At 41.8% G+C, this 24,732-nt stretch carries 24 protein-coding genes; 17 read left to right on the top strand and 7 right to left on the bottom strand.

Going from position 1 to position 24,732, the window contains the following annotated elements; translation table 11 throughout:
- Positions 1 to 82: 82 nt before the first annotated feature.
- Together ACFE93_RS22375 and cbiT are read right to left on the bottom strand one after the other, a co-directional pair.
- On the bottom strand, positions 83 to 970 hold the full coding sequence (locus ACFE93_RS22375) for a phosphatidate cytidylyltransferase (RefSeq protein ID WP_375476371.1): 888 nt from the start codon (positions 968 to 970) through the stop codon (positions 83 to 85).
- Between the two features lie 201 nt (positions 971 to 1,171).
- Positions 1,172 to 1,774 (bottom strand): precorrin-6Y C5,15-methyltransferase subunit CbiT, encoded by a 603-nt coding sequence (cbiT, locus tag ACFE93_RS22370; RefSeq protein ID WP_104905801.1) that lies wholly within the window; start codon positions 1,772 to 1,774, stop codon positions 1,172 to 1,174.
- Between the two features lie 93 nt (positions 1,775 to 1,867).
- On the opposite strand from cbiT, the gene ACFE93_RS22365 reads away from it, so the two are divergent.
- From ACFE93_RS22365 to tatA, 4 genes are all read left to right on the top strand, one after another.
- On the top strand, positions 1,868 to 3,292 hold the full coding sequence (locus ACFE93_RS22365) for a serine/threonine protein kinase (RefSeq protein WP_375476347.1): 1,425 nt from the start codon (positions 1,868 to 1,870) through the stop codon (positions 3,290 to 3,292).
- A 210-nt stretch (positions 3,293 to 3,502) separates the two neighbouring features.
- Entirely contained in the window at positions 3,503 to 4,585 is a 1,083-nt protein-coding gene (locus ACFE93_RS22360) for a DNA-methyltransferase (protein ID WP_375476345.1), read from the top strand.
- 246 nt (positions 4,586 to 4,831) lie between these two features.
- A complete protein-coding gene (locus tag ACFE93_RS22355; RefSeq protein WP_375476343.1) occupies positions 4,832 to 5,626 on the top strand; it encodes a hypothetical protein in 795 nt (264 codons plus the stop codon).
- Positions 5,627 to 5,793: 167 nt separating this feature from the next.
- Complete coding sequence (gene tatA / locus ACFE93_RS22350) at positions 5,794 to 5,967, top strand: twin-arginine translocase TatA/TatE family subunit (RefSeq protein ID WP_094348761.1); 174 nt, start codon at positions 5,794 to 5,796, stop codon at positions 5,965 to 5,967.
- Between the two features lie 48 nt (positions 5,968 to 6,015).
- Here tatA and cphA read toward each other — a convergent pair whose 3' ends face one another.
- Together cphA and ACFE93_RS22340 are read right to left on the bottom strand one after the other, a co-directional pair.
- Positions 6,016 to 8,721, bottom strand: coding sequence for a cyanophycin synthetase (gene cphA / locus ACFE93_RS22345; RefSeq protein WP_375476341.1), 2,706 nt, complete (start codon positions 8,719 to 8,721; stop codon positions 6,016 to 6,018).
- 174 nt (positions 8,722 to 8,895) lie between these two features.
- The gene (locus ACFE93_RS22340; RefSeq protein WP_375476339.1) at positions 8,896 to 9,759 is read right to left on the bottom strand and encodes a cyanophycinase; all 864 of its coding nucleotides are present in this window, start codon (positions 9,757 to 9,759) and stop codon (positions 8,896 to 8,898) included.
- Positions 9,760 to 10,299: 540 nt separating this feature from the next.
- On the opposite strand from ACFE93_RS22340, the gene trmD reads away from it, so the two are divergent.
- The 3 genes from trmD (at position 10,300) to ACFE93_RS22325 (ending at position 13,365) form a co-directional block, all read left to right on the top strand.
- The gene (trmD, locus tag ACFE93_RS22335) at positions 10,300 to 11,019 is read left to right on the top strand and encodes a tRNA (guanosine(37)-N1)-methyltransferase TrmD (protein ID WP_375476337.1); all 720 of its coding nucleotides are present in this window, start codon (positions 10,300 to 10,302) and stop codon (positions 11,017 to 11,019) included.
- Between the two features lie 17 nt (positions 11,020 to 11,036).
- Positions 11,037 to 11,522, top strand: coding sequence for a 2-C-methyl-D-erythritol 2,4-cyclodiphosphate synthase (gene ispF, locus ACFE93_RS22330; RefSeq protein WP_375476335.1), 486 nt, complete (start codon positions 11,037 to 11,039; stop codon positions 11,520 to 11,522).
- Between the two features lie 61 nt (positions 11,523 to 11,583).
- A complete protein-coding gene (locus ACFE93_RS22325; RefSeq protein WP_375476333.1) occupies positions 11,584 to 13,365 on the top strand; it encodes an ABC transporter substrate-binding protein in 1,782 nt (593 codons plus the stop codon).
- A 24-nt stretch (positions 13,366 to 13,389) separates the two neighbouring features.
- Here the strand turns inward: ACFE93_RS22325 and ACFE93_RS22320 are convergent, their stop codons facing one another.
- Positions 13,390 to 13,539 carry a hypothetical protein gene (locus ACFE93_RS22320; RefSeq protein WP_375476331.1) on the bottom strand — a complete coding sequence of 50 codons (150 nt, stop codon included), beginning with the start codon at positions 13,537 to 13,539 and terminating at the stop codon, positions 13,390 to 13,392.
- A 77-nt stretch (positions 13,540 to 13,616) separates the two neighbouring features.
- Here ACFE93_RS22320 and ACFE93_RS22315 point away from each other — a divergent pair, with 77 nt between their 5' ends.
- The 4 genes from ACFE93_RS22315 (at position 13,617) to argH (ending at position 18,045) form a co-directional block, all read left to right on the top strand.
- Positions 13,617 to 15,407, top strand: coding sequence for an ABC transporter substrate-binding protein (locus ACFE93_RS22315; protein WP_375476329.1), 1,791 nt, complete (start codon positions 13,617 to 13,619; stop codon positions 15,405 to 15,407).
- Positions 15,408 to 15,481: 74 nt separating this feature from the next.
- Positions 15,482 to 16,270, top strand: a complete 789-nt coding sequence (gene larB, locus ACFE93_RS22310; protein ID WP_375476327.1) for a nickel pincer cofactor biosynthesis protein LarB — start codon at positions 15,482 to 15,484, stop codon at positions 16,268 to 16,270.
- Between the two features lie 107 nt (positions 16,271 to 16,377).
- The gene (locus ACFE93_RS22305) at positions 16,378 to 16,584 is read left to right on the top strand and encodes a hypothetical protein (protein ID WP_375476325.1); all 207 of its coding nucleotides are present in this window, start codon (positions 16,378 to 16,380) and stop codon (positions 16,582 to 16,584) included.
- Positions 16,585 to 16,659: 75 nt separating this feature from the next.
- Positions 16,660 to 18,045: an argininosuccinate lyase gene (gene argH, locus ACFE93_RS22300; RefSeq protein WP_375476323.1), complete on the top strand. Its 1,386-nt coding sequence runs from the start codon at positions 16,660 to 16,662 to the stop codon at positions 18,043 to 18,045.
- A gap of 171 nt (positions 18,046 to 18,216) precedes the next feature.
- On the opposite strand, the gene ACFE93_RS22295 is transcribed toward argH, so the two are convergent.
- Positions 18,217 to 18,381 carry a hypothetical protein gene (locus ACFE93_RS22295; RefSeq protein WP_167407613.1) on the bottom strand — a complete coding sequence of 55 codons (165 nt, stop codon included), beginning with the start codon at positions 18,379 to 18,381 and terminating at the stop codon, positions 18,217 to 18,219.
- 849 nt (positions 18,382 to 19,230) lie between these two features.
- Here ACFE93_RS22295 and ACFE93_RS22290 point away from each other — a divergent pair.
- Together ACFE93_RS22290 and ACFE93_RS22285 are read left to right on the top strand one after the other, a co-directional pair.
- Complete coding sequence (locus ACFE93_RS22290; RefSeq protein ID WP_375476321.1) at positions 19,231 to 19,725, top strand: NUDIX domain-containing protein; 495 nt, start codon at positions 19,231 to 19,233, stop codon at positions 19,723 to 19,725.
- A gap of 174 nt (positions 19,726 to 19,899) precedes the next feature.
- Complete coding sequence (locus tag ACFE93_RS22285) at positions 19,900 to 20,712, top strand: alpha/beta fold hydrolase (RefSeq protein WP_375476319.1); 813 nt, start codon at positions 19,900 to 19,902, stop codon at positions 20,710 to 20,712.
- A gap of 466 nt (positions 20,713 to 21,178) precedes the next feature.
- Here the strand turns inward: ACFE93_RS22285 and ACFE93_RS22280 are convergent, their stop codons facing one another.
- Entirely contained in the window at positions 21,179 to 22,060 is an 882-nt protein-coding gene (locus ACFE93_RS22280; RefSeq protein ID WP_375476317.1) for a DUF2382 domain-containing protein, read from the bottom strand.
- Between the two features lie 675 nt (positions 22,061 to 22,735).
- On the opposite strand from ACFE93_RS22280, the gene ACFE93_RS22275 reads away from it, so the two are divergent.
- The 4 genes from ACFE93_RS22275 to ACFE93_RS22260 all read left to right on the top strand — a co-directional run.
- Positions 22,736 to 22,897: a hypothetical protein gene (locus tag ACFE93_RS22275; RefSeq protein ID WP_375476315.1), complete on the top strand. Its 162-nt coding sequence runs from the start codon at positions 22,736 to 22,738 to the stop codon at positions 22,895 to 22,897.
- Positions 22,898 to 23,040: 143 nt separating this feature from the next.
- Positions 23,041 to 23,496, top strand: coding sequence for a CAAD domain-containing protein (locus ACFE93_RS22270; RefSeq protein ID WP_375476313.1), 456 nt, complete (start codon positions 23,041 to 23,043; stop codon positions 23,494 to 23,496).
- 369 nt (positions 23,497 to 23,865) lie between these two features.
- A complete protein-coding gene (locus tag ACFE93_RS22265) occupies positions 23,866 to 24,063 on the top strand; it encodes a hypothetical protein (protein ID WP_375476311.1) in 198 nt (65 codons plus the stop codon).
- Between the two features lie 20 nt (positions 24,064 to 24,083).
- A partial coding sequence (locus ACFE93_RS22260; protein WP_375476309.1) for a PRC-barrel domain-containing protein occupies positions 24,084 to 24,732 on the top strand: 649 nt, incomplete at its 3' end.

Below are 24,732 nucleotides of genomic sequence, written 5' to 3'. Positions count from 1 at the left end.
ACTGGGGAGCAGAGGAGCAGGGGAACAGGGGAGAATAATTAATAACCAATGCCCAATGCCCAATGCCCAATGTCCAATTTACCTATTTACTAAGTAGTGGCAAAAGTAATGTCACAAAATAGTAAACCAAAGGGGCTGTGAAAATATAACTATCAGTACGGTCTAAAATACCACCATGACCAGGGATTAATTGTCCAGAATCTTTAACTCCAGCATCCCGCTTGAGCATAGATTCTGTGAGATCCCCTAAAAGACTAGCAATGCCAATTAACAAACCCAATGCTAAACCAGTGAAGGGGGATTTAGGCAAGTGAAGATAATAGGCTCCTGCTATGGCTACGGCAACACTTGAAGTAATGCCAAAGACAGCACCTTCTACAGTTTTTTTCGGGCTAATGTCAGATAGACGGGTTTTCCCAAAGAATTTGCCAATGGTGTAAGCACCGATATCAGCTGCCCAAATACACAAAAAAGTCAGTAGTGTAGCTGTAAAACCTTGTGCTAAAGAAGCGGAATTTGCCTTTTCCCAGAAATCTGTCCAGGTTGTGGGCCAGTAACCTCCAAAAGGGAGATTGCTAAAAGCATCACTATCAATTGCTCGTAACCGCACCCAGTAACTTGGTAAATAACCTACGTAAAATAGCCCCATAATGGAAGCGGAAACATCAGCGATCGTCGCAAATTTTGGTTGAAACAGCAGGTAAAAACAAATAAGGGTGCCAGCAACTGGCATCACAGCGTCAGCTAAACTGCCATCAAGAGTGCAGATCACTAGCAAGACTTGGCTGACAGCCATAGTAGTTTTAGCAGCGGGAGCGATGCCTCTGGCTCGCACCAAATTAAAATATTCTTGTTGACCCAAAAAGATGATAACCGCAAAGATGATGGTAAAGTACCAACCCCCCAAAAGGGTTGCACAAAGAGCAAGAGCGATCGCAACAATTCCACTAATAATCCGAGACCAAGGCATAGAAGTATTAAATATTGGGCATTGGGAATGGGCATTGGGAATGGGGCATGGGGCATTGGGCATTGGGCATTGGGCATGGGGCATTGAGCATTAATTAATTAGTTATTTTTTTTCCCCTGCTTCCTCTGCTCCCCCTACTTCCTCATCTCCGTTTTCCTCCTTCCTTTGTTGCCCCATGCCCTATGCCCCCTGCCCCATTCCCTAATCCAGTTTCTCACCACTGAGGATAAAAATGGGATCGACGGCGGTAAAGGTTTGAGAAAAGCCGCGTGTTTCTAGGCGATTAACCGCAGATTGGACAACTTCGATATTTCTAGCCCTTAACAGGGAAAAGCTTTGGGAAATAGCATACAGACTTTCTAGATTAGCAGCTGTGGCTACAACCCGACCGGATGGCGGCAAATAATGCCAAGCTGCTTGCAGAATTTCCTGAATAGGGCGACCTCCCTCGATACAAACGCGGTGAGGGGTAATTTTGAGGTCATGCAAACACTCTGGGGCGCTGCCTTCAACAACTTCGACATTTTTCACATCAAAGCGATCGCAGTTACGCTTGATCAGATTAGCTACTTCTTCATCCCTTTCGATAGCGATAATCTGTCCGTCTGGACACAATAGCCCCACCTCTACTGGAATTGTACCTGTACCTGCACCAATATCCCACAACACAGAATCTGATTTTAGCCGCAGTTGGGCAATCAATAGTAGTCGGACTTCTCGCTGGCTCAGGGGAATTCCTGGCAAATGCTCGAATAATTCATCAGGAATACCAGGGGTAATATAAGGCCAAAGTTGGGAGGGCATAGAACTACGCAATTATACTAAAGATATCGATTTGCCAAATTGAAAAGCTATAAGCTATAAAACTTTTCAACCGTAGCATTACAAGAAACCATAATGATTGGCGAAATTTTAGGCGAACGCTACGAAGTTCAGCAGCTATTAGGAAAAAAAGCAGGGCGGCGGACGCTATTAGCTCGTGACTTGCAAATTCAGGAATTAGTTGTTATCAAATTACTCTCTTTTAGTAGTGATTTTGAGTGGGATTCACTCAAATTATTTGAGCGAGAAGCCGAAACTTTAAAAAACCTAGCACATCCCTCAATTCCTGGCTATTTAAACTATTTTGAGGTAAATTTACCAACCATCAAAGGATTTGCTCTAGTACAAACTTATATAAGAGCACAAACTTTAGAGCAATGCTTACAGACTGGGCGAAGTTTTACTGAAGCTGAAGTCAAACAGATAGCCAAAGCACTTTTAGAGATTCTCGTTTATCTACATAGGCTGTATCCGCCTGTAATTCACCGTGATATTAAGCCTAGCAATATTTTATTGGGGGAGCGTTCTGGTAATAGTGTCGGTCAAGTTTATTTGGTAGATTTTGGTTCAGTACAGACAGTCCTAGCTAGCGAAACCGGGACAAGGACTGTGGTAGGAACCTATGGCTATATGCCACCAGAGCAATTTGGCGGACGCACTGTTGCAGCATCCGACCTTTATAGTTTAGGCGCAACCTTAATTTATTTAGTGACGGGTACTCACCCAGCCGATTTACCCCAAAAGGATTTTCGCATTCAGTTTGAACAACTGGCTAATCTCAGTCCCAGCTTTAGCAATTGGTTAAAGTGGATGGTTGAACCTAGTTTAGAACGGCGTTTGAGTTCTGCTGCCGAAGCGATGTCTACGACGGGCTCCGCCTACGCAGCTTTAGAGAAACCACAACCGACAAACTTGCCTACTTTAGTTGTTGGCAAACCAGATGGAAGTAAGATTCAACTAACCAAAAATGGGGATTCTCTAGAAATTATCGTTCCACCATCTGGTTTTGATCCATCAATAGTATTCACAGGTTTATTTGCGATCGCCTGGAATTCATTTGTCCTGTTGTGGACAATTATCTTACTCTTGGCAAATTTTCCTGCCAATATCCCCTTTGCCTTGTTCTCACTTCCTTTTTGGGGTGTTGGCTTTCTCATGGTGTATAAATTTCTCTTTCATTTATTTGGACGCATCTGCTTACGCCTGAATTCCGAACAAATAGCCCTAACTTGGGAGTTGTTTTCTTGGAAATTTTATCGTCCCCGTGCATCGCCAAGACAAAGTATTAATAAGTTAGTTTATATTCCCAAACATTTTACGAAAGATTCTGAAGGCACGAGAATTGCCGTTCCCGCACAATTGGATATTTGGGTGGGAGTAAAAAAATATCATTTTGGTGGTAGTGGTGGTGCAATTAAATCTGAAGCGGAATTGGAATGGCTAGCTCAGGAATTAAGCGATTGGTTAGGTTTACCAATTACCAATCCAATTAGAAGTTAGTTGCGCTGATCATGGCTTTATTCAAAGTGTCCAGTTCTATCTCGACCATACTCAGTACAGAACATACGTACTGTTGTGAGTGTAGATATTTGGCACATTGCCCTATTCATTCAGTAAATTGATCAAAAAAATAGCTAATAGTTTGAAAACTTATGCTTTTATGGATGATACTGTCTTCATAGACCGTACAACTGTACTAACAAAGTTTAGATGAGACTTAATTGTAATCCTTACTACGAAACAAAATTTGGTGCTACTTATTTGGGAAACAGCTTAGAATTAATGGCAGGTATTCCCGACGAAAGTATCGATTTAATTTGTACCTCTCCACCATTTGCATTGGTTCGTAAAAAAGAATACGGAAATGTTGATGCTGAGGAATATGTTGAATGGTTTAAAGATTATGCAGCCCAGTTTTACCGTATTCTTAAACCAACAGGCTCACTAGTTATTGATATAGGTGGCAGTTGGATTAAAGGAATGCCAGTTCGTTCTCTATATCATTTTGAACTAGTTGTTGCTTTGTGCAAAGCAAAAGAAAAAGGCGGACTTGGATTTTATCTGGCACAAGAATTGTATTGGTATAATCCAGCAAAACTACCCACCCCTGCCGAATGGGTAACAGTTCGCAGGGAAAGAGTTAAAGATTCAGTAAATACAATTTGGTGGCTGTCAAAAGAACCGCATCCTAAAGCTAATAACAGAAGGGTTTTAAAGACTTATAGTGATGCGATGAAAAACCTTCTAAAGAATGGGTATAAACCCAAAATCAGACCATCAGGCCATGATATTTCCGATAAATTTGGAAAGGACAGGGGAGGAGCCATTCCCCCGAATATTATTGATGGACGTTGTAGTACAGACAAAGAAGAAATAGGGCAACAGACTCTTATACAAGAAACTTTATTTGAAGATTTAGTCCAGCCCGTAAATGTAATTTCTGCCTCAAATACTGCTTCTAACGATTATTACCAAAGGCGTTGCAAACAAGAAGGTTTTAAGCCACATCCAGCAAGATTCCCTCAAGCTTTACCAGAGTTTGTTATTAACCTTTGTACAGAACCAGGTGATATTGTTTTAGAACCTTTTGCTGGTTCTAATATGACAGGTCGGGTTGCAGAAACTTTACAAAGACGCTGGTTGGCTTTTGAGATTGATGAAAACTACATCAAAAGCTCAAAACTGAGATTTGAAGAAAATGCTCCTTTGGTTGTTGAACCTCCAGTAGATTTACCATCAATAGCAATAGAAAATACAGATAATAACCAGTCAGTACAGTTAGGACTGTTTTAAAGAAGGCGCTCTAACCATCAGATGTTTTAAGGAAATTGCACAATGGAGTCTAATAAATTAAAAAGGTTTACTTATGGACATCAGTTTGAGCCAGCAAAATTCTCTTTAGTTGAAATTCTGGAATTATGTAAAGAGTGTTAACCAAGTCGAGACACACTGGAAGCCAATATTGCCCAACGTTATTTTTCCCAACATTCTAAACGGGCATTATCTAGGCTGGCTTCAGAAAATATCAGGAAATTGGCAATGAATTGTTTCTTATCACTCAGAGCCTATCAGCTGATTGAGAACTTGGAACAGCCACGTCAATATAAAATCACTCCTCTTGTTGAGGAAATTTTATCGAAATGCAACAATACTTTTTTTGTAAATCGACGGTTTGCGACTCATATATTAAATAATCTGTCAGGCATGGCTTTATTAAAAGCTATCGACGCAATTAATTCCAGAGGAGAAGAACCACAGTTGGAGTCGATAGCTTATGAATTACAAGAAAGGGGATATGCCATATCACCCAACGCCATTTACACAAGTACCATGAGAAGTTGGTTGTCTTTGACAGGTGTCTTTGAACGGGAATACGAAATAAACTGGGATATTGTTTCCGAAATTATAGGCATCAATAAAGATTTTATCGACGAGCTTTATACCCTGACTCCAGGACAAAAACATTTTCTGCTTAGTCTGCTGAATCTTGATGTGAAAGAACTTATACCAGCTAATAAAGTTGCACAACATACCAGAAGTATTTATAAATTAAGACTCACAACTAAAAATTTAGTCAAGGATGTTATTGAACCTCTTACAACTCTCGGTTTAATAGAAACAGAAAAAACCACAGGTGGCAGAGGAGCTAAACCGAATAAAGTCAGATTAACCAGTAAAGCTCAGTCTGAACTATTAGCATCCCTTCTAAAATCAATCGCTAATGAAATTGCGAAGAAAGAACTCGACGTTTCTGACGAAGAGTTAAATGAAATTGAACAGGAAGAAGATTTGATGGCTGAAACTATCGAAGATGAAATAGATGACAAAAGTTGAGATATTTATTTGGTGAGATCGGTATTGCTATATGTAAAAATACTTGAATAATTTAGTTTTATTTATACCCTGTTTTACAAGATGTAGAGTACTTATCAGTGGCGAACTCATCGGATTTGAGCCATCAATGTCTATATTTAATTACAGATGCCTTAGAGGAAATTTATATGTTTGGACTGGGATGGCCAGAAATAGCTGTAATTAGCATAGTCGCTATTCTAATTTTCGGCCCAAAAAAAATTCCCGAACTGGGGACAGCACTGGGCAAAACCCTACGAGGTTTTAAGGAGGAAATGAAAACTCCCAGCGAGGAAACCAATCAGGAAGAAGAAAAACAGTAATTAAAGGAATCAGGAGAAGCCAGTGCGGTACTTCCTCCTGATTCTTGACTACAGCAAGGTATTAACAACAGAAGAAGGCGCGATCCCATTTTGGGAATCGATAACAGTTGTGCCGGGATTTTGTTGGTGTGTCTCTTCCTTGGCTAAACCACGCAGCTTAATTAACTTAATAGCCCTACTAACACTTTCTGGCAAAATTACCACTAGGCTGTTATCAGGAGCCATGTCTAAACCTTTATTGATCGCTTGGGTTTCATCCAGAATCGATTCATAGCGGCTATCAGGCTTAACTTCCGTGATACCTTGAATAATCAACCGGGCAGCTGAACCACGTAAGCGTCCCCTTGTATCATCGTCTTCTTTAATGATGATGTAATCAAAAATTTGTGCTGCTAATTTACCCAAAGTAACAAAGTCTTCGTCGCGGCGATCGCCAGGGCCACCAATTACACCAATCCGTTGTCCTGTAGTCCAGTTCCGCACAAAAGAACCTACAGCTTCGTAACTAGCTGCGTTGTGGGCATAGTCCACCAAAGCGTGGTAGTTGCCTAAATTAAATAGATTCATTCGTCCCGGTGTTTGGCTAACTGAAGCCCGGAAGGTCTTCAAACCAGCACGAATCTGCTCAATTGTGACGTTTTGCACAAACGCTGCCAAACTGGCTGCTAAAGCGTTGGCAATCATAAACGGCGCACGTCCGCCCATTGTTAAAGGTATATTTTCGGCTCTTTCTATGCGATGTGTCCAATCACCTTTAACAATTGACAAATAACCATTTTCATATACCGCGGCTACTCCACCCTTTAGGATGTGCTTCCGCACTAATTCCGAATCGGGGTTCATCGTGAAGTAAGCAATATTAGCCTTAGTTTTTTCTGACATAGCGGCGACACGGCGATCGTCGGCGTTAAGTACCGCGTAGCCATCTGGGAATACAGCTTCTGCTACTACGCTCTTGAGGTTAGCTAACTGCTCAATGGTATCTATATCACCTATTCCTAAGTGGTCGGAGGCTACATTCAATACCACGCCCACATTTGCTGCTTCAAAGCCCAATCCAGAACGGAGAATGCCACCACGAGCCGTTTCCAGCACTGCTACTTCTACTGTGGGATCTTGGAGGATGACATGGGCACTTTGGGGACCTGTATTATCGCCAGATTCTACTAAGTAATCACCGATATATGTTCCATCTGTAGTAGTATAACCTACTACTTTACCAGTCTGTTTATAAATATGTGCTAGTAGTCGAGTAGTGGTGGTTTTGCCATTAGTACCCGTGATGCTGAGGATGGGAATTTGGCTAGATTGCTCGTTAGTAAACAGCATATCCATTACTGCGCCAGCGACGTTACGGGGAATACCTACGCTTGGGGCAACGTGCATCCGAAAACCGGGAGCGGCGTTAACTTCGACAATCACGCCATCCACTTCCCGCAGAGGACGGCTAATATCCGAGGTGACGATATCGAGTCCGGCGATATCCAAACCGATAATCTTGACTACTCGTTGTGCCAACCAAAGATTTTCTGGGTGAATTTCATCGGTACGGTCTACGGCACTACCACCTGTACTCAAGTTGGCTGTTGCTCTGAGATAACAAAGGGTTCCTTTTGGTGGCACACTGTTGAGCGTGTAGCCTTGCCTTTCTAAGAGTTGGTAGCTGGTGCGGTCTAGTTCAATCTTGGTCAGGACGTTATCATGTCCTTCACCGCGATTTGGGTCAAGGTTTGTTTCCTCAATTAGTTCGGAGATGGTGGATCTGCCGTTGCCAATGACATGAGCCGGGACGCGTTCGGCTACTGCTACTACTTTGCCATTTACCACCAGTACCCTGTGGTCGCGTCCAACATAATACCGTTCGATAATAATTGACCGGGAAACCTGTCTGGCAGCTTCGTATCCGGCTTCAGCTTCTTCCCAAGTTCTGATATCAATGGTAATGCCACGTCCATGATTGCCATCCACTGGCTTGGTGACGATAGGATAGCCGCCAACGAATTCAATGGCTTGTTCTAAATCGTCTAAAAAGTTGATTACTGTACCTCTGGGTACTGGCGCACCCGCAGCAGCGAGGATACGTTTAGTGGCTTCTTTATCGCAAGCTAGTTCTACGCCCAGAATGCTGGTATTGTCCGTCATTGTGGCCTGCATCCGCTTCTGATTCACGCCATAGCCCAGCTGAATTAAAAAGCGGGCTTCCAGCGACATCCAGGGAATACCTCTTTTTTCTGCTTCTTTGACGATCGCTTCTGTGGAAGGGCCTAAGGAAGCATCACGGGAAAAGTCTTTCAAGTCTTGGATATCTTGCTCTAGTTCTGCCTTGGGATAACGGCCTCGATCAACGATGCTCTGGCACAGCCGTACTGCGGCTCGTCCAGCGTAGCGTCCCGCTTCCTCATTCAGGTACTCGATCACTACTTGGTAAATTCCGGGTGTGGCAGTTTCGCGGGTGCGACCAAAGCCGACATGCATCCCAGCTAATTCTTGGAGTTCTAAAGCTACGTGTTCTACTATGTGGCCGATCATAGTGCCTTCTTTAACTCGCATCAGAAAACCACCACGACAGCCAGGCGAACAATAGTGGCCCTCCAGACTTGGCAGCGCCTCAACTAATCCTTCATAAAAGCCAGGGATTTCATTCGAGGGCGTCTCGCCAAGGTTTTCTAAATCGAGGCGCATGACGATCAGTTTGTGGCGTCGAATGCTCCAATAGTTTGGGCCGCGTAATGTCTGGATCTTGAGAATTCTCATGGGAATAGGTAGATGGAGATTCGGAACCAAAATTCTAGTTTCTTACTGGAATTGACCGCTAAACTGTTCGTTAAAAACAGTTTTTTCTTTTTACATGGTATTCTTATCATTTTTCTACGGTAAGAAATAATAAATGTGCGGTCAACTCAGTGTAACCTCAGATACTCTATCCCGTCAGCTGGAGATTCGGTGTACAGCAGGTAATACAGTCCGCTGGTACAAGTGGAAGCGATCGCCGTAGCTGAGGATATGGAGACGTAAATTATGCACGGTTAATGGTTCATTAGCACCGACATGGGGTTCGTTGGTATGGGTTAGCTCGGTGGGATCGACAATGGTGACACTACCTTTACCCATAACTTGTAGCCAACCATCGCGTTCAAACACTGCACAAGTATCTTCGTCAATGCCAATACCTAAGCGATCGGGATGAGCTGCGATCGCACTAATTAGTCGCCCCATGCGATTACGGTTGTGAAAGTGTTGGTCAACGATTACTTCCGGAATAAATCCCAAACCCGTTGCCATATCCACTAGGGAACGATTGGGCGCCTCTCCACTACCGCCGCCAGCAATCATGTGATGCCCCATCACCGCCGCTCCTGCACTGGTGCCTGCTAACGTAAGTTGCCCCGCCCTCACCCGCTGGCGAATAATTTCCATTGCTGGCGTATCTGCCAATACGCCACAAAGACGCAGCTGGTCTCCTCCTGTCAAAAATACCCCACTACAGGCTTCTAAGGATGCTTTGATCTGGGAGGCTTCACACTGTTCTCGTTCGCGGATGTCTAAAACCTCTACCTTCTGGGCACCCATTTCTTCAAAAATGCGAATATACCGACCACCGATAATGGCAGGTTCGCGAGAGGCAGATGGAATAATTGTAATATAAGCCTTACTAGCACCGGCGCGTCCAAAAAAAGTTCGTAGGATTTCGCGCCCATGAACTTTATCTTCTGCACCTCCGATAACCAGAACGGCGGTTTTAGTTGCTTGGGGTGTCCTCATTTCTAGCGATTTAGCTTGTAATTGCGGCATTTTGGTTCTCCTGTCAACAACTTCAGGTGAATTTAACAAGGTTCAGTTGCCTGATAATTTTTGCGCTTTGCAACTTTTGAGAGGACACTTTTTGGAAGTTTGGAACTGGGGAAAGCCACTCTCCAAATTCTCGCTTAACGCACACGAAACCTCAGTCTAAACGTGTTTGTTCCCATTCCTCAAAGCCAGCGCCTTGTTTTTCACCTGTCCACTTGCAGCAGGGCAAAATAGTCTTTAAGTAGCTAGATTTCCCCTTTAGAGTTGGGGACGAGCAGTTAAGACTACGCTTTTTTCTGAGGCTGGCTCGATGCATCCTGGAAGTTGTTAACTTGATATGATTATTAATTTAAATGTAGTTGTGACAACATTTAAACATAAATTAAGTAATTAGAAAAACTTTTGATCTCATCTAAAATCCAGGAGGTCTGGTAGTTTTAGATACTATTGATAAAAGTTTAACTGGAGTTTAACCCGACCTTGGCTTGCTGGTGTTTGCTAGACATTCAAATTTAAGATTAGTATCCTCGAATACGAATAACTGTGCGCTTTGATATAGTTACGCTTTTTCCTGACTGTTTTAACTCTGTTCTCAATTCTGGGCTGCTAGGTAAAGCCTTAGCCAAACAGATTGCCGAAGTGCATCTGATTAATCCACGGGACTTTACAACTGACAAGCACCGAAAAGTAGATGATGAACCCTACGGTGGCGGTGTTGGGATGCTAATGAAGCCAGAACCTATTTTTACCGCTGTGGAGTCGCTGCCGATTCTACCCCGAAGAGAAGTAATTTTGATGAGTCCACAGGGTCAAGCAATTAATCAACCTCTTTTGAAAGAATTGGTGACAAATTATGACCAGTTAGTAGTTATTTGTGGGCATTATGAAGGAGTGGATGAGAGGGTGCTACATTTGGTAACTCGTGAAGTATCTTTGGGCGATTTTATTCTGACTGGTGGGGAAATTCCAGCAATGGCTTTGATTAATGGCGTAGTGCGGCTAATACCAGGAACCGTAGCCAAAACTGAATCCCTGACAGCAGAAAGTTTTGAGGAAGGGTTATTGGACTATCCTCAATATACTCGTCCTGCCAATTTTCGCGGCTTGAAAGTGCCTGATGTCTTGCTCAGTGGGAATCATGCAGCGATCGCCCGGTGGCGTTACGAACAACAAGTTCAAAAAACTCGCGATCGCCGCCCCGATCTTATGGAGAAATTGAAGCAGGGGGAGCAGGGGGAGCAGGGAGAGAATAATAATTTCTAACTCATGACAAATGACAAATGACTAAAATTCGTATTGGTAATGGCTACGATATTCATCAACTAGTGAGCGATCGCGCTTTGATTTTAGGTGGAATTGAAATTCCCCATGAACTGGGTTTATTGGGGCACAGTGACGCTGATGTGTTAACGCACGCGATCGTGGATGCCATGCTTGGGGCATTGTCTTTGGGGGATATTGGTCATTATTTTCCGCCTAGCGATCCCCAATGGGCAGGAGCAGATAGTTTAGTACTATTAACTCAAGTACATCAACTGATTCGGGATCGAGGCTGGCAGATCGGAAACATTGACTCGGTAATAGTAGCAGAACGTCCAAAATTAAAGCCGCATATTCACAAGATGCGCGACAAACTAGCGGCGGTTTTAGAATTACAACCAAATCAAATTGGCATCAAAGCTACTACTAACGAAAAATTAGGCCCTGTTGGACGTGAAGAAGGTATATGTGCTTATGCTGTTGTCTTGCTAGGTGCTTCAGAATAACTTTCTTTAGCTTCTAATAAAGATATTCAAGACTGATTAGGATGGAAATAGATTAGTAATTATGAACTTTTTTAGACAAATATTTTTGGCAATTAAACGTTTTTGGCTGCCAATAATTTTTACTTCAGCAATAGTACTTACAGTTACCGCCTGCAACCCAGCTAACTTCAAAAGTCCCGCTGCTCAAGTACCGCAATTGGTAAGTAGCATTCTCAGCGATCCTAAAACTTTTAACTATCCTCTGAGTCAAGAGTCTCCCAATGTTTTTCCTTTGATTTACGAGGGGTTAATCACCCAAAATCCAATCACTGCAAAAATCGAGCCAGCATTAGCGGAATCCTGGCAAATTTCTGATGATAAATTAAAGATTGTTTTTACCCTACGCCAAGGGTTGAAATGGTCTGATGGTCAGCCACTAACAGTAGATGATGTGGTGTTTACCTACAACGATATTTACCTTAACGAAGCGATTCCTACAGATGTAAGAGACGGTTTGAGAATTGGTAAGAGTCGGAAGCTACCCACTGTGCAAAAAGTGGATGAGCGCCGGGTTGAGTTTATCGTACCAGAACCCTTTAGACCTTTCTTGCTAAGTACAAGTTATCCCATTTTGCCCGCTCATGTGTTGCGAAAATCGGTAAAAACGAAAGACCAAAATGGGAGTCCGATTTTTCTGACAAAATGGGGTGTTGATACTCCTCCCGACCAAATTATTGCCAACGGCCCTTATAAAATAGAGCGCTACGACACGAGTCAGCGTGTGGTCTTCCGGCGCAATCCCTACTACTGGCGCAAGGATGCTCAAGGTAATTCCCAACCTTATATTGAACGAGTAATTTGGCAAATTGTGGAATCAACAGATACTTCCTTGCTGCAATTTCGTTCTGGCGGGTTAGATACTGTGGGAGTGTCGCCAGAATACTTTTCTTTGCTAAAGGTGCAAGAAAAGCAGGGTAATTTCACAATTTATAATGGTGGGCCAACATCTAGTACATCGTTTGTTTGGTTCAATCTCAACAAAGGTAAAAGGGACGGAAAACCACTGGTCGATCCAGTTAAATCTCAGTGGTTCAATAATGTGCAATTTCGGCAGGCTGTAGCCTATGCAATTGACCGCCAAACGATGATTAATAATACTTTTCGCGGCTTGGGCGTGCCACAGGATTCACCAATTTCTATGCAAAGCCCCTATTATCTTTCCCCTAAAGAAGGATTAAAAGTTTACGATTACAACCAGCAAAAAGCGAAAGAATTACTTCTAAAAGCAGGATTTAAGTACAACAACAATCAGTTAGTAGATTCTCAAGGAAATCGCGTCCGTTTCTCTTTGCTTACTAATGCTGGAAATAAAATCCGTGAGGCAATGGGATCGCAGATTAAACAAGACTTGAGCAAAATTGGCATTCAAGTTGATTTCACCCCGTTGGCATGGAATACTTTTACTGACAAAACTTCTAACTCCTTGGATTGGGAAGCTTCTTTGATGGGTCTGACCGGCGGATTAGAACCGAATGATGGTGCTAATGTCTGGGCACCGGAAGGCGGATTGCACATGTTTAATCAGAAACCCCAAGCAGGACAAAAGCCGATTCAGGGTTGGAAGGTTGATCCTTGGGAAGCGGTAATAGGGAATCTTTACATTCAAGCGGCACGAGAATTAGACGAAGCTAAGGTTAAAGCGATTTATGCTGAAACACAGCGGATTACCCAGGAAAATTTACCTTTTATTTACTTGGTTAATCCTTATTCATTATCAGCGGTGCGTAATCGTTTTGAAGGCATTAAATTCTCTGCTCTTAGCGGTGCATTCTGGAATATTGAACAAATTAAAGTAACGGATTAGTTATTAATCATTAGTCAATAGTCATTAATGGTATCTAACAACTGACAAAGGACAAAGGACAAAGGACAAATGACCAATGACAAATGACAAAACTTTGCGTAGTTTACCGCCGTAGGCATCGCTCTTAGAAGCGGTTGCCAATGGTAAAGTTACTCCATATATAGGATTATACACACTTGAATCTTTGTCTTATAAACCTGCGGGTGAATTTATTGACCATAATTAGACAGAATTCCAGTAAATTTAATTCTATGAAATCACCCTCCATCTTTTTTGCAATTAGGCGTTTTTGGTTGCCAATAATTCTGACTTCAGCAATAGCACTTACACTTACCGCCTGCAACCCAGCGAACTTTAAAAGCGCAGCTGCTCAAGTACCGCAACTCGTCACCGCAGTTTTGAGTGAGCCTTCAACTTTTAACTATGCTTTAAATGAATCAGCATATAGCGTTTTTAGCTTCATCTATGACTCATTGATTAATGAGAATCCCCTAACCACAAAACTAGAGCCTGCTTTAGCAGAGGACTGGGAAGTTTCTGAAAATGGTCAACGGATTGTGATCACTCTGCGAGAAGGAATTAAGTGGTCAGATGGTCAGCCAATGACTGCTGATGATGTTGTCTTTACTTATAACGAAATCTACCTCAACCCCAAAATTCCCACCTCTACCAAGGATGCCCTAAGAATTGGTGATAAGGGCACTTTGCCAAAGGTCAAAAAAATCGATGAGCGCCGAGTTGAATTCAGTATACTAGAACCCTTTGCTCCTTTTTTAAGATATGTAGGTCGTATCCCAATTATGCCAGCCCATGCTCTACAGAAAGCAATTCGCACAGTTGGATCTGATGGAAATCCTAAGTTTCTCTCAATGTGGGGAACAGGCACTGATCCGAAACAAATTGTTGGTAACGGCCCATATATCATGGAAAGTTACGTTTCCAGTCAGCGAATTATATTTCGGCGTAATCCATATTACTGGCGCAAAGATGCTCAGGGTAATTCTCAGCCTTACATTGAGCGTATTGTTTGGCAAATTATTGAATCTACTGAAAACCAGTTGATTAGTTTTCGCTCTGGGCAGTTGGATAATTTAGAAGTTCCTCCTGAAGGTTTCAGTTTGCTGAAGCGAGAAGAAAAACGGGCGAAGTTTAAAATTTATAACGGTGGGCCAAGTACAAGTACAAGTTTTATTGCTTTCAATCTGATTAAAGCAAAGAATTCTCAAGGTAAACCTTTTGTAGACCCAATTAAATCTATATGGTTTAATAAAAAGGAATTCAGGCAGGCTATAGCCCACGCCCTCGACCGCGAAACGATGAAAACAAATGTTTATCGGGGACTGGGTAAACTGCAAAATTCATTTGTTTATGTCAAAAGTCCCTATTTCCTGACTCCAGAAAAAGGGCTAAAAGTATATAATTACGAACCAGATAAATCGAAGAAATTATTGTTACAAGCTGGTTTCAAATATAATGACCAAAATCAGCTTTTAGATACTGATGGTAACAGAGTCAGATTTACACTCTTAACGAATTCGGAAAGAAAAGTTAGAGGAGATATGGCATCCCAAATCAGGCGGGATCTCGCTAATATTGGGATTCAAGTAGATTTGCAAATTCTTAGCTTCAATTCCTATTTAGAAAAACTCAAAGTTACGCATAATTGGGATTGTTACCTTGGAGGATTTACTGAAGGCGGTATTGAACCCCACGGCGCTAGCAAGATATGGAGAATTGCCGGTGCATCCCACGCATTTAATTTGGGGCCACAACCGGGAGATCCACCCATAATTGGCTGGGAAGTTTCCGACTGGGAAAAGGAAATTGACAGGCTTTACATTAAAGGCGCACAGGTATTGGATGAAAACAAGCGCAAGGAAGTTTATTATGAATATCAGCGCATTGCCTCAGAACAGTTGCCGTTTATTCATTTAGTGGAGAGGTTGAATCTGCAAGCAGTGCGTGATCGCTTCCAAGGAATTCAATATACTGCTCTTGGTGGTCCATTTTGGAATCTTTACGAATTGAAAGTAACCGATTAGGCATGGGGTATTGGACATTGGGCATTGGACGACTGATAAATAACAAAGAACAAAAGACAAAGGGCTAATTACCAATGACCGATGAAAAAAGTTTGCGATCACTCCTCGAAGCGGTTGCCAATGGTAAAGTTACGCCAGATGTGGCATTAGACTCACTCAAAGACTTAGCTTATGAATCTGTAGGTGAATTTGCCAAAATTGACCACCATCGCCAACTCAGAACTGGTTTCCCAGAGGTGATTTGGGGGCCTGGTAAAACGCCCGATCAAATTGCCCAAATTATGGAGGTGATGCGCCTCCGCAACCCGGTGGTGATGGCAACTCGCATTGAATCAGCAGTTTATGCCGCACTGCAATCAAAAGTTAACGGTTTGCGATATTACGAATCGGCGCGAATTTGTGCGATCGCTCCTCCTACCATCGAACCACAATTCAGGGGTGAGATTGGTATTCTTTCTGCTGGTACTGCCGATTTACCGATTGCTGATGAAGCGGCTGTCACTGCTGAACTTTCTGGTTTCCGGGTACAACGCCTCTGGGATGTAGGCGTTGCTGGGATTCATCGTTTGCTGAGTAACCGCCACCTGATTGAGTCAGCATCAGTGTTGATTGTGGTAGCGGGGATGGAAGGCGCCTTACCTAGCGTTGTTGCAGGTTTAGCGAGTTGTCCGGTGATTGCTGTACCCACCAGCATCGGTTATGGCGCAAGTTTTGGTGGTTTAGCACCACTATTGACAATGCTTAACTCTTGTGCTGCGGGAGTAGGCGTAGTCAATATCGATAATGGTTTTGGCGCAGCAGTTTTGGCGGGGCAGATTTTGCGGACTGCCGAGAAATTGCGGTTGGCATCGGCTGCATCTTGAGTTAAGACATTGAAGTTATATCCAAATATTTCAGTAAATATCAGTAATTAATGTAAATAATAAACTGATGCTGAAATTTGCCACCCCTAACTTCTTAATCACCAAAGATGAGCTATTACAGCGATTTGACATCTCAGTTACTTTGGCATTTGCCTGTAAATTGGACAGCCCTAGCACAAACAATCACCGATCCAAACGTTATGGGTCAGATGCAAAAAGCTTGGAGCCACTTTATACAAACAGGTCAAGTGTGGGCATTGTTGATTGGTTTAGTCATTGGCTATATGATTCGGAATCTAACTAGCTACGGTTAAAGTAATTTTCAATTTTGGATTTTGGATTAATCATCAATCCAAAATCCAAAATTGATGCCCATTCCTTGATAATTTATGACTGAAAAACAAACTTGGAGCCAGCGGTTTGAATCAGCGTTGCATCCGGCGATCGCTCGTTTTAATGCCAGTATAAGTTTTGATATTGAATTAATCGAATACGACCTCACTGGTTCTCAAGCTCATGCCAAAATGCTTGCTCACACGGGCATCATCTCCCCAGAAGAAGGAGAACAACTGGTTGCAGGTTTAGAACAAATTCGCCAAGAGTACCACCAGGGGAAATTTCAGCCTGGTGTCGATGCTGAAGATGTGCATTTTGCAGTTGAACGGCGACTGACAGAAATTGTCGGCGATGTGGGTAAAAAGGTGCATACGGCGCGATCGCGTAATGACCAAGTTGGCACCGATACCAGACTCTACCTGCGCGACCAAATCCAACAAATCAAAAGCGAATTGCGAGAATTTCAAGGTGTTCTACTGGATATAGCCGAAAAGCACATTGAGACTCTAATTCCTGGTTATACCCACCTCCAACGCGCCCAACCTCTGAGTTTAGCTCATCACCTCTTGGCATACTTTCAAATGGTGCAACGTGACTGGGAACGCTTAGGAGATGTTTCTCGCCGCGTGAATATCTCACCTTTGGGATGTGGTGCTTTAGCGGGAACTACTTTCCCTATTGACCGCCACTACACAGCCAAACTCTTGAATTTTGACGATATTTATGCTAATAGCCTCGATGGAGTGAGCGATCGCGATTTTGCGATCGAATTCTTGTGTGCCGCTAGCTTGATTATGGTTCACCTCAGCCGCCTTGCAGAAGAAGTCATTCTTTGGTCATCTGAAGAATTTCGCTTTGTCACCCTCAAAGATAGCTGTGCTACGGGTTCCAGTATCATGCCCCAAAAGAAAAACCCCGATGTCCCAGAATTGGTGCGGGGAAAAACGGGACGTGTATTCGGTCATCTCCAGGCGATGTTGGTCATTATGAAGGGGCTACCTCTGGCATATAACAAAGACTTACAAGAAGATAAAGAAGGTCTATTTGATAGCGTTAACACAGTCAAAGCCTCACTAGAAGCGATGACAATTTTGCTCAGGGAAGGCTTAGAATTTCGTACCCAACGGTTAGCATCAGCTGTGGCAGAAGATTTTTCTAATGCTACCGATGTAGCAGATTATCTGGCAGCACGGGGCGTTCCTTTCCGGGAAGCTTACAATCTTGTGGGTAAGGTGGTAAAAACTAGTATTGCCGCAGGTAAACTCCTAAAAGATTTGAAATTGGAAGAGTGGCAACAACTACATCCGGCATTTGCAGCAGATATTTATGAGGCGATATCCCCCCGTCAAGTTGTTGCTGCCCGCAACAGTTACGGAGGTACTGGCTTTGTACAGGTAAACAAAGCACTCGTAGCTGCCCGCACCCAAATTGCTCAATAGAGGATTGGCGAGTGGGCGGATAAGGGAGACAAGGAAAATTATTGAATAAATCTCTCCCTTGTCTTTTCTCTATGCCCAATGCCCAAAAATAAATAAGGGCGTACAAATAAATGTGCGCCCCAAAAGGTAAATAGGTAAATAACCCAAACAATAAGGATTTAGGCAAGCAGCTTATTCAGTGTCAGCTGCTGCTGCGCCTTCTTCTTCCTCACTCTTTGGTGGTCTTTGTTGGAACCTTCTCTGCATTCTTCCTGTCGTAGTCCGTTTACGAAACTTTCTGGCATACGCCTGGTTACGTAGCGCCTTTTCTTTTTTCGGGTTACGGCGCTTGGCCATGTTCACCTCTATTAATAAACAACAAAAAAGTAGCAACTAGGCATCACTTAGGCAATATTAGTTACCAATATTATTGATATACTCTGTAACCTAGTGCAGCAATAAATACGCTTTAAACAGTGTACTAGTCTACCGCATTTTATCTAATTTTGTCAATATAAATTTTGAATTATCCCCGCAAGTAAGAGAAAAAATATCTTTTCTTAGATTTCAATCTGTTAAATAGATTGTAAATTAGCTCACTAGTTGTTGTTCTGGAAACAAACCAATATTATCAAGAATATAATTCAGGGGTCAGTCATCAAAACTCAGAAGACATAGATGAATTTAAGCATAAAGCATAATATTTGATTGAGTGGTCTTCAATTAAGTGGAGGTCTTAAACCCTATTTAATTGCCTCTGATAAATTCCGAATTCGGAATTTTTGATTTTGACTTAAGTAGGTGGGCGTAAATATTTGTCGTTGTAATCAGACAGGAGGCAGGAGAGAAGAGAGTTTTAGCCTCATTCATTTTTGTTAACATAGTTTGGTTTTATTCTGCCGACCTACTTATTATTCATATTATTTTTAATGTGTACTGAAAAACTATGAGTGATAGCTAGTTTCAGCAGCACTAATGCTAGCTATAAACTTAAAATTTACCAGGTTAAAGAAATATTCTGTATATAGAAATACAGTGCTTCTATTGAAACTTGATGTTAGAATCGATAGTATTCTACGTAAATCGTGAGAATAAAATCTCAAACCACAAACATTTTTGTATAAAACAAAACTCAATAAAAATTTTATTAGTTGAGTCTATGTAAGTGGTAGAGAACTATAGAATACAACACATAAATTTTGAAGATTGAACGTTATTGCTTTTTTTCCGGCAGCTGTAGAGTCCACACGTAGCTTATGGCGTATTGGACAAACAGTATTGGGTATAATATTTCGTCATCCCATTACTGGCACTAGTATCATCCCAATTTTACCCGATGGTCGGATTGTACTGATCCGGCGGCGCGACAATGGTCTTTGGTCATTGCCTGGAGGGATTGTGGATTGGGGAGAAGATGTTCCCAAAACAGTCCGCCGGGAATTGATAGAGGAAACCGGGTTAGAATTGGTGAAAATTAACCGTTTGGTAGGAGTTTACTCTGCACCAGACCGCGATCCTAGAATCCATTCAATTTGTATTGTGGTTGAAGCCGAAGTGCATGGGACAATGGAAATTCAAGACACTTTAGAAGTCATGGAAATCCAAGCTTTCTCTCCCAGTTTACTACCTTCAGGAAAGATGTCTCACGACCATACTCGGCAGTTGCAAGACTACTTAAATGGCTTGACAACATTGGCATAACAGTATTTTTTCATTAGTCATTACTCATTAGTCCTTTGTCATTTGCCGCCAAAGTTATAACCTCAAAAAGCCTTGGCTCACACTTGTGTGTTTGTAATTTGTCCAGAACTAGTTAATAATGACCAATGACTAATGACTATTTATTATGGTGCTAAAAGTTAACTACTAAATAAAATGGATACACTATTCCGTAACTCCCGGAGAAAGCTCTCTCAAGGGCTACTATTCTGGCGTGAAGTCGGTGAAAAAACTCCTATAATTTTTTTACATGGTGCTTGGAATGAGAGCAGTCAATGGTTATCTGTGATGGAATCCCTTGCACAAGATTTTCATTGTTTTGCACCTGATTTGTTAGGGTTTGGTGAATCAGAAAATCCTAATATCCACCATTCGATAGATTTACAAGTTGAATGTCTAGCTGAATTTTTGCAAGCTGTGAAGTTAGAAAAAGCATATTTAGTGGGGCATTCTCTTGGGGGTTGGATTGCTGCTAGCTATGCTTTAAAGTATCCAGAGAAAGTTGATGGTGTAGTACTGCTAGCACCAGAGGGCGTAGAGATAGCAGGACAAGAAGAGTATTGCCAGAAGATGCGGCGATTATTGAATTATCCACCACTAGGAGTCAAATTTTTGCGATCGCTAACTCCCTTGACTAAAATCCTGGGTTGGCATGAAAAAATTGCACAAGACTTGCAGTTGCGTCAATCGCTATTGCCGTATCCCATAGGTTGCCAGTTACTTTTCAAACGGCGACAAATAGAAATTGAGGCGGAATTACTGCAAAAGCAGCTTTATATGATAGATGTCCCAGTTTTTATTTTACAAGGTGGGCAAGATACACCAGATGCTTTAGCTAGAAGCCGTGTTTATGCTCAACTGATGCCGAAAGTCGAGTTGAAAATAATTGCTCATGCCGGAAATGACTTACCAGAATCTTGTGCTGGGGTTGTGGCGGTTGAGATTCGGGAGTTTATTAAAGGAAATTAGTAATTAGAGGAAAGCGGGTTACGTATCTCAAAAGCCCTGAACTCAACCAATTAAGCTAAATTATTGAGAGTTTGCTGCCAATTTGCTACACATATTCCTTCGCTCTCAAAGCGTAATATGTGTTTCAAGTTTGTTGTCACAACTATGACCCGATCAAAACTCTTCAATTGGAGAATTGCTTAAACAGCTAGAATTACATCACCATCCAAGCTGTCATTATCTTGCCGTAGGCTTCCCCTAGTTTCGTACCCATGCCCATAATTCGGCTGCTTTTGGCATCTTTTCAGGAGTCAATGGTATAAGACAAATTTGGTTAAATTGGTTGAGGCGGCCAATACTTTTTTGTTTATGTACTCTCAAGAGTTCTGCTCGATCACAAAAATGCCAAAAACCCTTAAAGAGATTCCAGACTCACCCTGGAATCTCTATGCTGTCTGACAAGCTATGAAGGCTAAAAGCAGTCTTTTTAAATACGGTCTTTGGGCAACTTATTACCAGTTTTTTCCTCAATAGTACGATCTTCAGCATCAACATCTAACTCTTCACGTCGAATGGTTTCTTTAACTTCAACGATTTCTTTGTCTACAACTTTTTGGACTCTGACTTCTTCGCGCACAAAAGCTTCTTTCTGGACATCAGCAACTTCTTCATAGAGTTCTATACGTGCTACCTCGCCCTCACCGAAGTTAGCTGTTTCAGCAGACACAACTTTGCCTGCATCTTGAGGAGTAACTCGCTCAATCACGACTCGCTCTCTTTCCACTGGAACAGAAACTCTTACAGTTTCTGTTTCAACATGCTTGCCAATTGTCACTTCTCCAGTTTTCCGGCGTTGTTTGTTGGCAACCAGCCTTTCTTCGTAGAGTTTGAAGGTTTGATCTTCATGAGCGTTGACATCATACAAATCCGCGTCGTTTGCATATGTGTAGTTGTTGCGATCATAAGTGGGATCAGTACGACCATCTGTCGAAGCTACTGAACTTCCTACAGACGGTGTACGATATCCTCCACGCACCTGTTCTTCATAGTCGTAATCAAGCGCTGTGTGCTCTTGATATTCGGGCAACTTTTCTGCTTGCTCTTTTGTGATACCAACGGCATATACACGGTTTGCTCTAGAGTCAATACGCGATTTTCCTACTGGTAGTAATACTTTCTTGCCAAAAATCCAAAGGCCTAAGTCAACAATTAAATAGCGGAACGCTCCTTGTTCGTCTACTACAGCATCACTTACCGTGCCAATCTTCTCATCAGTTCCTTGAACATACACATCCATTCCTTTGATGTCGTTACCTTGAATAGCATTCTTGTAGTCTGTATCAAATTCACTTATTTTTTGCAGGGGCATTATTTTATTCCTTAAAATGTGCTGTTTCTTTTTTATAATTTAGCACATTAAATTTATATAAATCTTATTTCCGAAGATTGAGTTAAATCATATTGAGCTTTAATAAAAAGTAGTAATCTCATTTAGTTTTACTTGCATTATAAAGAAGTCTTATTTCAATATCTTGACTTTTCTCACTATGATGAAATCTATTATAACTAAAATTTTCCAGAAGGAAGTCCGGTTTTAGGGATTTTTCAGTCAGAGCTTTAACCCCATCTGGAAATAAGCCATTTAACAAAGTGGGGGTTTAAACCTTGCTCACAACCGTCGCACTAGAAACTCTAGAGGGCAGTATTTATAAACCAGGATACCTCTATATATTAATATTTTTGTGACTAGGTTCTAGCTGGAAATGTCAGGTTAAAACGTACCTATATTCATATATATTCAGAACTTTCAGTTAGTTAAATTTCTTAAAACCTTACATTTCAATCAAATATCCTGATATTTGTTTAGCACTTATTGTTTGAGTTGAAGCCCTGATCTCACTCTAAAGAAAAAAAACTTACTCCAAGAGATTGATAAAAAATTAAAATTAAAATGTCTTAATGTTATTAAAGGCCTAAGAAATTAAGCGATCGCTTCAATTGATCTGATCACTTAGTAAGAATTAAAGGCAATGCTACTGAGAGTATGCGTGCGAAAGCGATTCTCAAACAGCGAGGAATTGAGGATTTCATTATTGATGATACCTCGACAGGAGACAACCGAGGAGTTCGTCAAACAGTGAGTTTTGATAACAACAGTGAAGACCCTGCTGTTATCATTGCTGACTGCCGCCATGAAACTGTTTAACTCACTCTCTAGAGTCAAAAGTTCATAGCTAAGGAAATAAAAGGCGTTAAAAATGTAGTTGTTAAAGCAACCATTGCCAAAGTTGATAGCAACAAAGCCTAAATTTTAAAACCGTTCTCATTGCAGAAAATTAGGAGAGAATTATGGAAACTGAATTACAGCAACAGCAATATGTTGATGCTGCCTCCCAAAACCGGATAGAAGCACTTAAAGGTTCAGAGGCTGGAAACTTGCCAATGTTACCGCCTGCCTCGGAACCTGAAGAACAATGGCAAAGAATTGGCAGACAGATTTCTGCATTTTTGGCACAACTACCTGAGTACATAGGTAGGTTCTACCAAGAATACAAACTACCGATTATCAGCTTTGCTTTCCTTGTGATAACGATTACGGCACTGAAAATATTTCTAGCAGTACTGAACGCAATAAATGATATTCCATTAGTTTCTCCAATTCTACAGTTCATTGGACTGGGTTACACAGTTTGGTTTACTTTCCGCTACTTGCTCAAAGGTTCCACTCGGCAAGAATTAGCAGGAGAAATTCGTTTGCTTCAAAAACAAATTTTAGGCAGACAAGAATCACAGACTTTGAACTAACCACATCATAGTGGCGAATGAAAAACTTTTTGTTCGCCACTATGACGTGTGTTTGAAGACTTGTAGTCAAGTAAAACTCGGCTTTTTAGTTGATCATTGTACAGATGTATAGGGGGGTCTGTTAAATTAAGCCGCCCCATCATCAGCACGAGCGCTAATTAAAATGACTCAAACCATTGCTTAGAAAAATTAAAATAATCAAATGCCTATATTTTTTGTGGAATTTATTTCTTTTTGAAGAACAAACTGAGCGATGGTATATGTGGGTAGATAGATATGTACGTCCAATTAATAATTATCTAAACAACCTTGTCTGATTTTTCTAACAAGCTTGGCGATAAAAAAAAATATATAAATAAGAGGAAAAAAATGCCTAGACTCGTAGGACAACGCTCTAATACTGGAGCAAATCTCACCGTTCTGATCATCCTTGTTGCCATCTTTGGGGTATTCCTGGAATACTTTGGCGTTATTGACACCGTTCCTGGTTTTGGCAGAGAGGGACGATATTTTCAACTAAAAATTCAGCCAACCAACGAACAAGTCACTGGACAACCTAATCAATAATAACTGCAAGGGATAGAGAAATGCGTAAAGGTAGTGATGTGATCGATAAAGTAGTCGTCACCTCTGACAAGGGTCAGAAAATTCAGCGAATTATAGATTTAATTTTTGATCACAAACGCAATCAACTTTTGGGTTTCCTAGTTGAAGAGAAGGGACTGTTTCGGGATGCAAAAGTGATTCCCCTACAAGAGGTGCAAGCGATCGGGTCAGATGCGATCATAGTTAGATCGAAAGAATCTGTTGTTAAGGCACATCGTGTGCCTGCAATTAAAGAGATTCTGCACCAGAATATCGTATTAAGAGGAACGAGAATTCTGACCACTGAGGGACTTTACCTTGGTGGACTGGTGGATTTGTTCTTTGATGAACATAGTGGATTAGTGGAAGGATACGAAGTTTCTGGCGGTATATTTGCCGATGCTTACTCCGGGCGATCTTTCGTTCCTGCTCCCAAAGCACTGACAATTGGTGACGATGTTGCCTTTGTGCCTCCAGAAACTGCTCAAATGATGGAAGAACAGGTCGGTGGTATCCGGGGAGCCGTCCAAGCAACTGAAGACAGGTTCCAAGAATCGGCTCAAACAGCTAACCGCAGGCTACAGTCAGCCAGCCAAAATGCAGGTGAGCAACTACAAAGCTCAGTAGAGAACGTGAACCGCAGGCTACAGT

Source organism: uncultured Nostoc sp. (genome assembly GCF_964247315.1).
In the GTDB taxonomy this organism is placed as follows: Bacteria; Cyanobacteriota; Cyanobacteriia; order Cyanobacteriales; family Nostocaceae; genus Nostoc.
This window is presented reverse-complemented; position numbering and strand designations above follow the sequence as displayed.